13 protein-coding genes are annotated in these 12,563 nt (G+C 43.5%); 1 reads left to right on the forward strand and 12 read right to left on the reverse strand.

Features of this window, described 5'->3' with window-relative positions; genetic code table 11:
- Positions 1-123: 123 nt before the first annotated feature.
- From Q0241_RS17085 to Q0241_RS17135, 11 genes are all read right to left on the reverse strand, one after another.
- Positions 124-1,335: a benzoate/H(+) symporter BenE family transporter gene (locus Q0241_RS17085; protein ID WP_299379761.1), complete on the reverse strand. Its 1,212-nt coding sequence runs from the start codon at positions 1,333-1,335 to the stop codon at positions 124-126.
- 23 nt (positions 1,336-1,358) lie between these two features.
- Positions 1,359-2,333, reverse strand: coding sequence for a helix-turn-helix domain-containing GNAT family N-acetyltransferase (locus Q0241_RS17090; RefSeq protein WP_299379764.1), 975 nt, complete (start codon positions 2,331-2,333; stop codon positions 1,359-1,361).
- 181 nt (positions 2,334-2,514) lie between these two features.
- Complete coding sequence (locus Q0241_RS17095; RefSeq protein WP_299379766.1) at positions 2,515-4,140, reverse strand: TRAP transporter large permease subunit; 1,626 nt, start codon at positions 4,138-4,140, stop codon at positions 2,515-2,517.
- A 2-nt stretch (positions 4,141-4,142) separates the two neighbouring features.
- Positions 4,143-4,685 (reverse strand): TRAP transporter small permease subunit, encoded by a 543-nt coding sequence (locus Q0241_RS17100; RefSeq protein ID WP_299379769.1) that lies wholly within the window; start codon positions 4,683-4,685, stop codon positions 4,143-4,145.
- Positions 4,686-4,881: 196 nt separating this feature from the next.
- A complete protein-coding gene (locus tag Q0241_RS17105) occupies positions 4,882-5,976 on the reverse strand; it encodes a TRAP transporter substrate-binding protein (RefSeq protein WP_299379772.1) in 1,095 nt (364 codons plus the stop codon).
- A gap of 252 nt (positions 5,977-6,228) precedes the next feature.
- Positions 6,229-6,954: an arginyltransferase gene (locus Q0241_RS17110; protein WP_299379775.1), complete on the reverse strand. Its 726-nt coding sequence runs from the start codon at positions 6,952-6,954 to the stop codon at positions 6,229-6,231.
- Between the two features lie 110 nt (positions 6,955-7,064).
- Positions 7,065-7,847, reverse strand: a complete 783-nt coding sequence (locus Q0241_RS17115; protein ID WP_299379778.1) for a phosphatase PAP2 family protein — start codon at positions 7,845-7,847, stop codon at positions 7,065-7,067.
- Between the two features lie 171 nt (positions 7,848-8,018).
- The gene (locus Q0241_RS17120; protein WP_299379781.1) at positions 8,019-8,525 is read right to left on the reverse strand and encodes an RDD family protein; all 507 of its coding nucleotides are present in this window, start codon (positions 8,523-8,525) and stop codon (positions 8,019-8,021) included.
- Between the two features lie 46 nt (positions 8,526-8,571).
- Positions 8,572-9,537, reverse strand: a complete 966-nt coding sequence (gene motB / locus Q0241_RS17125; protein WP_299379784.1) for a flagellar motor protein MotB — start codon at positions 9,535-9,537, stop codon at positions 8,572-8,574.
- Positions 9,538-9,632: 95 nt separating this feature from the next.
- Positions 9,633-10,496 (reverse strand): flagellar motor stator protein MotA, encoded by an 864-nt coding sequence (gene motA / locus Q0241_RS17130; RefSeq protein ID WP_299379787.1) that lies wholly within the window; start codon positions 10,494-10,496, stop codon positions 9,633-9,635.
- 124 nt (positions 10,497-10,620) lie between these two features.
- Positions 10,621-11,538, reverse strand: a complete 918-nt coding sequence (locus tag Q0241_RS17135; protein WP_299379790.1) for a DMT family transporter — start codon at positions 11,536-11,538, stop codon at positions 10,621-10,623.
- A gap of 273 nt (positions 11,539-11,811) precedes the next feature.
- Between Q0241_RS17135 and Q0241_RS17140 the strand changes: the two genes are divergently transcribed.
- Positions 11,812-12,291, forward strand: a complete 480-nt coding sequence (locus tag Q0241_RS17140; protein ID WP_299379794.1) for a flavin reductase family protein — start codon at positions 11,812-11,814, stop codon at positions 12,289-12,291.
- Between the two features lie 36 nt (positions 12,292-12,327).
- Here the strand turns inward: Q0241_RS17140 and Q0241_RS17145 are convergent.
- Positions 12,328-12,563: PLP-dependent transferase (locus tag Q0241_RS17145; RefSeq protein WP_299379797.1), on the reverse strand; the 236-nt coding region annotated here is incomplete at its 5' end.

Below are 12,563 nucleotides of genomic sequence, written 5' to 3' on the forward strand. Positions count from 1 at the left end.
TGATTGGCATGGACGTAGGGCAAGTGCAGGACGTTTGCCGCCGACTGGCTTCCCAAGAACAAACAAATTTAATTAAATCATAAGGCGATATCATATGTTGATATCGCCTTTTACTTTGTCCTTTTATTCTTGACTTAAAGCTACGTGCTTCTTCCCTAGAGAAAATAGATGCGTTATATAAAGAATTAAACCGCCTGCCAATAACCCCCAAAAAGCACCAGAAATTCCAAAAAAAGTAACACCAGAGGCCGTGATAAGAAAGGTAACAGCCGATGCTTCTCTGATATCAGGGGCATTAAATGCAGCCAGCGCAGCATTGGAAAAAGCACCGATCAAAGCAAGTCCGGCTACAGCCGCAATCAATATGCCGGGGGCAATAACAGCAAATGTTGTCACAAGCCCGGAAAGTAAGCCAAATACGATATAACCAAGACCACTTATAACCGCAGACCAATAACGTTTTGTCGGATCCGGATGAGCATCCTCGCTCGCACACATTGCTGCTGTAATAGCTGCCAGATTAACGGCATGCCCCCCGAAAAGCGCACTGATACCGGAAAATAATCCCGTAATCGCAATAAGAGGCCCTGAGTTTGGCTCATAGTTATGAATTTTTAAAACCGCAATACCAGGTACATTTTGCGAAGCCATTGTTACAATGAAAAGGGGAATGGTAATCCCGATTAAACCAGCCAAACTAAATTCAGGGAAGACCATTGTAAACGAAGGTACGATATTACTGAAAAGTTCGTTTTTATTGGCTGTCGTAAAATCGATACCAAAAACCATAATAAGAATTAAAGCGGTTAGGGCTGCTGGAACGGCAAGCAATTTATTTATACGGCCAGCTATGATCCAGGCTAACAATATACAAAGTCCGAATAATGGTTTTTCCGCAATTGCTTTGATAGGTGCCAAACATAAACCGAGCAAAATCCCAGCAAGCATTGCATTGGCAAGGGCAGAGGGGATCTTATTGACTGCTCTCCCCAGTGGTTTCCACAGCCCAGCAATCACAAATAAAATCGCACAAAGAATAAATGAACCAGCCGCAATAGAAAAACCACCAGGCACAGTGCTTGTACTCGCCAATAACGCTGCACCGGGTGTCGACCAAGCGACGCTAATGGGAAGCTTACTGTATAGGCTAAGAACAATGGCACATGCCCCCATCGCGATGGATAAAATCATTAACGCAGTTGCTGCTTGTTCTTCCGAAGCCCCAACAGCTCTTATGCCCTGAAGAACAACAGCAAATGAGCTTGCAAACCCTACAAAAGCAACTAACAATCCCATAAATGTGCTTTGTAATGATAAGTCGCGTAACATATTCATTTTCTTTGCCTTTATAGATACGTTTAATTTTTTTTGCTATTTTTACGTATAAATTTTTGTTCCAAAACGGTTTTACCCCATTGATCTCCTGAATATTCATTGACCAGAACAAATCCATTTTTTTCATATAGATTGCGGGCAGCATCCAAGCCCTTAAAAGTCCAGAGATGTATTTCCTTAAAACCTCTTTCATCACAAAATTTCAAGGCATGGTTAAGCAGGGTTTTTCCCAAACCTTTTGGCCTTCCCTGACTTTCAACAATAAACCATCTTAGGTGAGCAATATTTTTGCCAAGATCTTGACCATCAATAGCAATAGATCCGATTATTTTGTTTTTATACGTGACTGACCATATCGCGTTCTCTTCACTCCCCAGTCGAGGAAAAAAATCACCAAGACCTTTTGTTACCGTAGTTTCAAAAGCGTCATCAAAACCAGCAAATTCAGAATAGTAATGAGCATGCATTTCAATAATACGGCCAATCAACCCAGTTTTATGGCCTTGTGCAATCTCAACAGGATATTCTTTTTGTAAGCCTGATTTTTGATCTTTTTTTAAGCGGCAATTTTTTAGAGCATTACTATATTTATGTAATCCTTGTGCAATCTCAGCTGTACTCGATTGCGGTAATGTCGTGAGTGCAGCAACCACTTGTTGCTCTGCAAATTTAGTTATTTGTTGAACTGTATTTTTACCTTGGGGTGTAAGTTGTATAATTTTTTTTCTTATATCTGTTGAAGAAGGAGATTCATAAAGTTCTCCTCTCGTGATCAGATTTTTGATCAAGCGGCTGATTGTAGATTTTTCAAGCAGTAAAATATCAGACAGATCCCTTGCGTATATCGTATCTGCGTTTCCGATTTCGACAAGAGCATGAACTTGTGACGCGGTTAAGTCTGTTCCTGCGATTGTTTTATTCAAAAAACCAAGTTCACGGATAAGGTTTCGTGAATATTCGCGAATGTCTTGTATTATTTCCCAAGGTATATCTGTCATTATTCGACCCAATATAGTTGCTTTATGCAACTATATACAGTTTCATCAAGAAAGGAATGGGTATTTTTTGTATATTATAGATAATAAATAAAATTATAGATTAAAAATTTCGACTATAAAACAAAAAAAGCCGCTGAAGTTTTCCTCAACGGCTTTTTTGATTGATCTTTGGGGTTTTGTTTTAGCCAAAGATGACTTTTGGTAACCATGTTGCCAGTTCTGGGAAGATTGCCAGAATAAGCAAAGCAATGATCTGTATAAAGACAAAGGGAATGACGCCTTTGTAGATCTGCATGGTGGTCACTTCCTTTGGTGCGACACCCCTTAGATAGAAGAGCGCGAAACCAAAGGGTGGGGTGAGGAAGGATGTCTGCAGGTTCATAGCCATCATCACACCCAACCATACGGGGCTGATATCACTCATCAAGAGGATCGGAGCCACAATTGGCACGACCACAAAGGTGATTTCGATGAAGTCCAAGAAGAAGCCGAGAACGAACATCACCAACATAACGATGACGAGGGCACCATAGGTTCCACCTGGCATCTGGCTGAGGAATTCGTGCACCATGTCATCACCGCCAAGGCCTCTGAAGACCAGCGAGAAGACCGATGCCCCGATTAGAATCACAAAGACCATAGAAGAGATTTCCATGGTTGAGCGCATAATCGGACGCAGGATATTGGTGCGCCATACCCGACCGAGAGATACGAGTATTCCCCAGATGAGACCAACAGAAGCAAACCCTGCGGCAATAATGGCGATCATATCCATGGTCGGGATTTCATTTCTGGAAACCCGCAGGTCAAAGAAAGAAATCAGCACCAGCATAAAGAGCAGGCAAAGGGTTGCGATGATGGTCGGGCGACGGCTGCCAAAGTCCATAAAGTCAAATGGTGACGTGCGGTCGGCATGTTCCAGCAAGCCCAGTTCCTGTGTCCGCATCCCTGCGAGCAAGAGAGAACCAATGGCGCCCACAGCCGCAGCTTCGGTCGGGGTTGCAATCCCGGATAGGATAGAGCCGAGAACAGAGACGATCAGGGCCACAGGTGGCACCAGAGCATGCAGGATCTTGTTGAGGAACGCGCCGGGTTCAATGTGGTTTTCATCCCGTGGGATTGGCGGGGAGCTTTCCGGACGGATGATAGCAACAATCATCTGATAAGCGATATACATGCCAACCAGCATCAAGCCGGGGATCAAAGCACCCGCAAAAAGATCACCCACAGATACAGGGTCCGGAGACCAGTTGCCGATGGCCCGTTGGGCATCGGAGTAGGCGTTAGAGATCTGATCGCCCAGAATAACCAGCACGATTGACGGCGGAATAATTTGTCCCAGAGTACCCGCAGCACAGATAGAGCCACAGGCGAGAGAAGGGTCATAGCCCCGACGTAACATGGTCGGCAGGGACAAAAGGCCCATGGTGACAACAGTTGCCCCCACAATACCGGTTGATGCTGCAAGCAAGGCCCCGACGATGGTTACGGAAATACCCAGACCACCACGCACAGACCCAAAGAGCTGTCCCATGGTATCGAGCAGTTCTTCTGCGACCTTGGATTTTTCGAGCATAACGCCCATAAAAACAAAAAGCGGTACGGCAACGAGGATCTCGTTGGTCATGGCGTTTCCATAAATACGCGATGGCAAGGCCCCGAAGAATGAGAGATCAAAGACACCTGTTGCGTAACCAAGCAAAGCAAAGGCAATGGCTACACCCGCGAGGGTAAAGGCCACGGGAAAGCCTGCCATAAGAAAGAAGCAGGCTGCGGCGAACATCAGAAGGTCAAGAGTTTCAGCCATTTTTACATTCCCCCCGGGCCGTCTTCGGCAGCTTTGTGTTCAACGCCTTTGATAATGGCGAGGGAATGAATAGCCATGGAAATACCTTGTAGAGCCATCAGAATGCAAAAGGCAATGATGGAGCTTTTGAGAACATAGACAGCGGGGATACCACTTGTTTCTTTGGATGATTCAAGGATAGACCATGAATCAGCCACATAGGGCCAAGCGTAAATCATGATCAAGGTCAGCACGGGTAGCAAGAAGCCAATCACGCCGAAGAAATCTACAAAGGCTTGTTTGCGTTCGCTTGCAGCCCCGTAGAAGATATCGACCCGAACGTGCCCGCCATGTAATAGCGTATAGCCTGCACCGAGCATAAAGAGGAAGCCGTGCATATAGATAATTGATTCTTGCATGAAAATAGAACCAATCCCGAAAACATATCGCAGCAGAACCACGGCGAATTGAACGAGAACCATAATAAGTGCCAACCAGGAAACCGTCCGGCCAATATTTTCGTTCAACTTATCGATGGTCTTAGCGAGGGAAAGAAGCCCTGCCACAGTAGTCTCCCTATCAATCTTTTGTATCGTCTTTTTGACTTATGGCTGCTCTTTTTATTTATTCTTACTCAGATATGCAAAAAGCGGCGTCATCGTAGGAAGAAAGAGTTCAGCAAGCAGACGATATTCATTTATCTAAAAAGAGGCCAGCAGGGGCCGGCCTCTTTCATTTCGATTATCACTGATCAAACAATGATTAGATTTTCAGTGCTGCGCCACGTGCTGCTGTGTAGTCGGACTCGGATAGTGTGGTCCAACGGGCAACTTTGCGACGGAAATCGATGTAGCTGTCGTAGATTTCTTTGGAAATATCGTCGGTTTGGCCGACTTCTTTAACAACTTCGTCAGATTTCGCGCCCAGTTCATCCATGATTTCTTGAGAGAACGAACGGAGCTCTACGTTATGTTTGTTCAACAGAACATCCAGTGAGTCACCATTTTTGGCGTTGTATTCTGAAAGCATAACGTTGTTTTCAGCAGCACAAGCAGACTGGATCAAGGCTTGCTCATCCGGTGCAAAGCTTTCCCAAACGTCTTTGTTCATACCACAGGCAAGACCTGAACCTGGCTCGTGGAAACCTGGCTGGTAGTAGTATTTGGTTACTTTATAGAAACCAAAGGCCAGATCGTTCCAAGGACCAACCCACTCAGTCGCATCAATGGCACCTGATTCGAGGGATGGGAAGATTTCACCACCCGGCAAGGTCACAGCCGCAGCACCAACACGACGCAGTACTTCGCCGCCGAGACCAGGCATACGGATTTTCAGACCCTTGAAGTCTTCCAGTGTGTTGATTTCTTTGTTGAACCAACCACCCATCTGTACACCAGTGTTACCGGCCATAAAAGATTTTAGGTTGTACTGTGCGGATAGCTTGTCCCATAGTTCCTGACCGCCACCATAGTGAATCCAGGCGTCGAGTTCGTTGGCTGTGAAGCCGAAAGGAACAGCTGTGAAGAAGTTAAAAGCTTTGTGTTTACCCTGCCAATAATACTCGGCACCGTGGTACATATCCGCTGTACCGTTTGAAACTGCATCAAAGGATTCAAATGGGGGAACCAGCTCACCTGCCGCATATAGCTTAACGTTCAGCTTACCACCGGATGCTGCTGTGATACGGTCTGCAACACGTTGCGCACCAGTACCCAGACCCGGGAAATTCTTTGGCCATGTTGTGACCATCTTTAGATCGCGCTTGCCTTGTGCAATCGCGGGGGCACTAAGTGTTGCTGCTGCTGCACCTGCTGCTACACCCGTAGCTGCGCCCGTTAGAAACTTTCTACGATTCATTAAAATTGTCTCCCTGCTGAGATGTTTCCATTTTTGGAATATTATGAATTAGTAACGAAGAAGTGTGGCACAGAATAAGCAAGTTAGTTCGCGAGTGCAATAAATCCTGACATTTTTAAGGAATATATTATTGCATAATAGCACTTAAAATTATGCATAATCGTTTTATACCAATAAGATAATATGGTGTTTTAAAGGTGTTACATGAAAACTATTAGATGAGTATAATGCTATTATTCTTGTTATTGGGTGTTAGGGAGCTTCAAATAAAGACAATTCGGACCAAGCACCGCCCTGAAAAGCTTCAAGAGGTGTGAATTTGGATTTATAGGACATCTTCTGCGATTCTTTAATCCAATAGCCGAGATAAAGGTACCGCAGTTTTCTACGTTGTGATTCAGCGATTAGCCATAAAATCATATAGCTTCCAAGGCCTTTATTCGAATACTCAATGTCAAAAAAGCTATAAACAGCAGAGACACCCTCATGAACCCAGTCAACCAGACATCCCGAGATCAGACGGTTGTCAGGGGCTCTGAATTCTATAATTTCTGTATCAATGGGGCTGGTTTCTATCATTTCTTTATAATCAGCCCATGACATATCACTCATATCACCATCGCCATGACGTTGTTCGACATACGAACGGAAAAGTTCAAACTGTTCCTCTGTTGCCTTTGCCCGAAAAGCTTTGGCTTGAAGAGTTTGATTTTTGTTCCAAACCCGACGTTGCGATTTGGTCATGTTAAAATCATTGGTGCGAACACGAACTGAAAGACAATAATCAGAATTATTATAAAGGGGACGATAAAGGTAATTATGGCTGCGCCGGAAACCAGACTTTATAAGTAAGTCATATTGTTGAATGGGTTCATGATTTGAAAATTCGGTTACGAGTTTCCGTTCTTCTTCCCCTTCTTTGTAGGGGCAAGGTGAGGGAGGTGTTGTGAAGAACAATTGAGGTTTTGTGAACGTCATGCACCAAATACTTTGTTTTGTAATTTTATTGCCCAAGAATAAACAGGGCCGTTGCACATGGTCAACGGCCCTGTTCTATTTGATACTACTGTATCTGTTACTTAAAAAGCTTATGCCAGTTTATCTGCCAACTTCACAAATGGACGGGTTAGGACTTCTGGCAGGTTTAAGACCAAAACATCAGCTAAAGTATTTAGCAGACTTTCTGCCCAACGAATTGCAGGGATCGTAAAGGTTAGAGCCATAATCGGTAGAATATGGATAGCCCCGCCAACCACAAGATCAGATAACCAGTGAGCGCCAGCTACAGCACGTGCTGTTCCCCCAAGTATAGCAATTGGAAGGGCGAGCCAGAAATATTTACGGCCAATTGCGAAATAAAAGAAGACACCATAAATTCCGGCAACGACAGCATGGTTACCTGGGAAACTATCATCGGCACTTACTTTTGCTTCTAGCCACGGAACAAGTTCATTCAGATTATTAAACGTATCACTGAAAACCAAAGATGGGCTAAGAGATTCATAGGATCGGAAAGCATGTTTGGCGAAATAAACACCTACAATAATACCAATCCCCATAACCAGCATATGCCCTAAGCGTAAGCTAAGGGGACGGCTTCGATCACCTATAACGTACCAAAGACAAGGAATTGCCATGATAAGGCCATTCATTTTGTCAAACACAGGGGTATTTGTTGCTGCCCAAAAGACTTGCCATGGTTCGCCCCAAGTCAGGGAGCCGTTAACGGCCCAGAAAAAATCAACACTCGCTGCGTGCCAAAGCTCACTTGTTGGTTCCCAGATATATGAAAGTCCGAAAAGAACGGCGATGGTAATTAAAATGGTGAAATTCTTTATTCGCCACTCGGTTCCAAGTAGTTCACGCTGCATTTTTATTTTTCTCAATAATAATCTGATAGGAATTATAGGTCTTTATTACCGAGAAAAAATCGATAAGACCAGACCAAAAGATGACAGATTTATTATGCTCGAATGCGGCTAAATTATGAAATCCCGCGATTTTTCAAACTTTATAAGAGGAAACGGGTAAAAAACTCGTCATCAATTTAAAATTTCATCAATCGTTGCGTTTGGGATTTCATCATTCACAACAACAGTATGGGTTAAGAGATCATGTAACGTTCTTTTTTCATCATTAAAAAAGGTAACAAGCAAAATCAGAAAGCTTGTAGCTGGTACAGTCAGGTAAAAAATCACTGTTGTTAGAAATGCATGAACCAAAGTAACCGGTTTGCCGTCCATCGTTATCATTTTAACACCCATGGCATTCATACCCGGCGTAGCACCTTGTTGAGACAAGAAGTAACTATGATAAAGCAAGGGAATAAAGGACAGAAGAGCCAATAAAGGAGAGAGGATACCGAAAGAAAGTATCGTTAATATAAAGGCAATAAAACCAGCAATGAGGCCTAAGACAACCAATATAATAAAATCGATTATATACGCAAAGCTTCGATCGAAAAGAACTCCTCTTGTATCAGAAGGGCTAATCCCAAACCTTAATTTTTGCGCTACTTTATTAAATCCAACAGCTTGTGTATCAGTCATTTCAATCAGATAAGATCATAACGAGGGAATTTCAAGTACAGTGTTTTTAGGTGGGATCCGATGTAATCGTATCTACATCGATTGACTTCCCTTGATCCATCTTCTTCTTCAAGACTTCATCGTCATCTTTGAGAAGAATAATTGAAATCCGTCGATTTATTTCAGCAGTTGGGTTTTCTTTGTCAAAAGGCTCTGTCGCTGCCAGACCCTCTACTGATGAAACCCGGTTATTGGCTAACCCAGCATCTATAAGGGCACGCCTGCTTGCGTTAGCCCTTTCAGAAGAAAGTTCCCAGTTCGTGTATCCGTTCTCTGTTTTATAGGGCGTCGCATCCGTGTGCCCTTTGATCGCTATCTGCTGATCAATATCTTTAATAGCGTCGGCAACAAGGCCCAAAAGTTCTTTGGTGTGATCAAGCATATTAGACGCACCACTTGGAAACATCGAGGTTCCATTCTGATCCACGAGTTGAATTCGAAGTCCGTCAGGTGTTCTGTCAATCAGCAAGTTTTCCTCTAAACCGGCAAGTGCTGGGTTATCAGCAATTGCAGTCTTTAGTGCAACAGCAGTTTCTTCGAATTGCTTTTGTTCTTGTTCTCGCCGAAACTCTTCCAATTGTTCTTCGTCTGCTTTGCCGTCACCTTTTAAGGGATCTTTTTCGGCATTTTGATCGATTTCTTCACTTTCCTCTTCCGGCGGCAATTGCATTTGAACGCCGATACTAGAGAATTGTGAAACGAGGGCACCGTCTTTGGAAATAGACTGTCCCCCGAGCAATCCATCAGAACCACTTGTTGCTTTGGAAATATTGGAAGAGGGCGCAAAATAGTCTGCAATACCCAGCTTTTGTTCTTCTGTTGTTGCATTAAGCAACCAAAGCAAAAGGAAAAAGGCCATCATCGCAGTCACAAAGTCAGCATAAGCAACTTTCCAGGCCCCGCCGTGATGGCCGCCGTGGCCACCTTTCTTGACCTTCTTTATTATGACTACGCCTTGAGCTTCCTCAGCCATTCTTTTTTTCCGACTTAACTAACATCAATAAGATATCTAAAGATCTGGGTGAAATTATGAATACATACGAAATTTTCAACAATACTGGCTATAGATTAACCCGGCGCAGGAAGCTCATTTGCGGCTTCTTCGACCTCATAAAAGCTTGGTCGAACATGGGACATAAGGGTTTTACGTGCGTATTCGACCGAGACAGTAGGTGCATTACCAGCCATATGTGCCAGCAAACCAGCCTTCAGGCATTCATAATATCTGGAATCTTCTTCCGCGACTTTTGTAAAGGCAGATGCCATTGGGGACACAAAGCCGTAAGCCGCAAGAATACCCGAGAACGTTCCAACAAGTGCCGCACCAATAAGTTTACCAAGAACTTCAGGTGGCTCACTAATAGAGCCCATGGTGTGAATAACACCGAGAACAGCAGCCACAATACCAAGAGCAGGAAGACCGTCTCCCAACCCGGCGAGGGCGCCACCAACGTTGGCATCTTCCAAATGATGCACTTCTAGTTCCTGATCCATCAAGCCTTCTATTTCATGAGGATTATCAGCACCTAAACTCATTAAACGGAGATAGTCACAAACAAAAGCAACTGCATGGTGGTCGCCATGGAATTTTGGAAATTGCGAAAAAAGCGCAGACTCTTCTGGATTTTCAACATGCTGTTCAAGAGCCAGCATTCCTTTGGTCTTGGCAAGTTTGTAAACCTGATACTGTAAACAAAGTAGCTCTAAAAAATCTTCTTTCTTGTATGCGGGGCCTTTAACCATACGACCAAAAGCAGAGCCGATGCCTTTTAGTGTTGCTTTGGAGTTGGCGCAAATTGTCGCTCCGACACCTGCACCGAGAATAATAACAAATTCAAATGGTTGCCAAAGAACACCCATGTGTCCGCCACCGGCCATATATCCACCGACAACACATGCACATACAATAATGATACCTAAAATAACTGTCATGACAGAAGTTCGATTCCTGTTTAAAAGCCTCTATTTCGCATCATCACGGAATAAGGTTAACAAGTCGTAATTATCTGTAAAAACGAGTTAAATAATCTTCAAATTTTATATGAATATTTTGATCTTAACTAAAACGTCTTCGTTTACGGATTAGCTTGGGTAATAGCTCTACCATTAAAATGGCACTTAAAATTAAAGCACAGCCAATTATACCATTCGTTTCCAACCTTTCACCGAGTATAAGTGCCCCGGCAATAGCCGCAAAAACTGTTTCCATACTAAGAATCAAAGCAGCATCGGCAGGTTGGGTATGGGCTTGCCCCACAACTTGGAGGGTAAAGGCGATGCCAACAGATAAAATACCCGCATAAGCGATGAACCAAAATGCAGATTTGAGTATTTCCAGCGTTATAGTTTCCATGGCAAGGGCAAAGAACGTTGCGATTATTGCCGAGACTGCAAATTGTACAGCAGCAAGTGTTAGTGGCATAGACGTACGAGAGGCAACCAGACCGACCAAAAGAACATGTAGGCCCCAAAAAATGGTCGATGTTAAGATAAGTGCATCCCCGTATCCCAGTTGCAGACTTGAATCAACGCCACTGATAAGGGTTGTTCCCGAAAAGGAGCAGGCGATAGCGACCCAGGTTATCCAGTGTGGTTTTTTGCGGAAAATTATAAGGCCAAGAAGGGGAACCATCGGTACATAAAGAGCCGTCAAAAAGCCGGCATTGGTAACGGTTGTATGAATGATACCATATTGCTGAATAATTGTTGCCGTGAAGAGTATGACCCCAATGATCCCCATGAGAACTAAATCTTTTGTTGTGATCGCAAGAAAAGGTTTTTCTTTGGTCAAAGCTTTTTTCTTTTTCCATTCTCTCAAGGCAAGAGGAAGGACAACAAGAAACCCAAGAAAAAAGCGAGCCGAGGTAAAGCTCATCGGACCAATAACATCCATAGACACATGTTGGACAACAAAAGTTGATCCCCAGATAGCTGCGGCCACTAACAGTATAAGGTTAGCTTGGATACGGGACATGACCTTTGAACTCACAACAATACATACAAAGCAGTTCACATATCTGCTTTTATATACTGTTACAAGTGCGACATTCTCCATTGTATAATTTTGGCGAGAATTGGGAAAATGTTATGGTAAAAGAGGTCGCTTTCAGAATACTTTAGCGTTTTCATGGGTAATATGTCGTGATGCGTAAAAATTCAGTTGTTTTCTGTGTTACTTTATTTGTAGGGTGCCGTTGCGTCCATAAGGGCAAAGAATACAGACTTATTTGGAATAGAGTACTGGGGTATGGCATTTAACTCTAATGAGTTTCGCAAGGTTTTGGGAAATTTTGCTACAGGTGTGACTGTTGTCACAACTCGTGACCAATCAGGCATTCCCCATGGTCTAACAGCGAATTCCTTTTCTTCTGTCTCTCTTGAACCACCTTTGGTTTTATTCTGTATTGATAAACGATCAAACTGTCTGCCTGCTTTCAATGAAGCAGATGCATTTGCCATTAATGTTTTGACTGACAAACAAAAAGATATTTCAGATCGTTTTGCCTTTTCAGAAGAAAGATGGGAAGGGGTGAAAACCCGCACTTTGCAAACAGGTGTCCCAATTTTGGAAGACTGCCTGGCTAATCTGGACTGTTCAATGCACGCGCAATACGATGCGGGCGATCATGTTATTGTCGTTGGTAAAGTAGAAGAGACATTAATTCAAAACGAAGGTGATCCGCTTTTATATTTTCGTGGAAAATATCGTGGCGTTCATATTGAATAAATAGTTTAAAATGCGCCTGTAGGCTGTTGATTCTAATTATTTAAGTGCAAACGATAAATCATTAACTAGATCATTGCTATCTTCAACGCCAACAGATAGTCTTATCAAATTATCTGTTATGCCAATTGCTTTTCTGTGCTCTGGTGACACTGCAGCATGGGTCATGGATGCGGGGTGTTCAACCAGACTTTCTACACCTCCCAGGCTGACCGCGAGAGCAAAAAGGTCAACTCGCTCAAGGAAGCGTCTGCTTTCTTCTAACCCACCTTTGA

Source organism: uncultured Kiloniella sp., from assembly GCF_937128705.1.
In the GTDB taxonomy this organism is placed as follows: Bacteria; Pseudomonadota; Alphaproteobacteria; order Kiloniellales; family Kiloniellaceae; genus Kiloniella.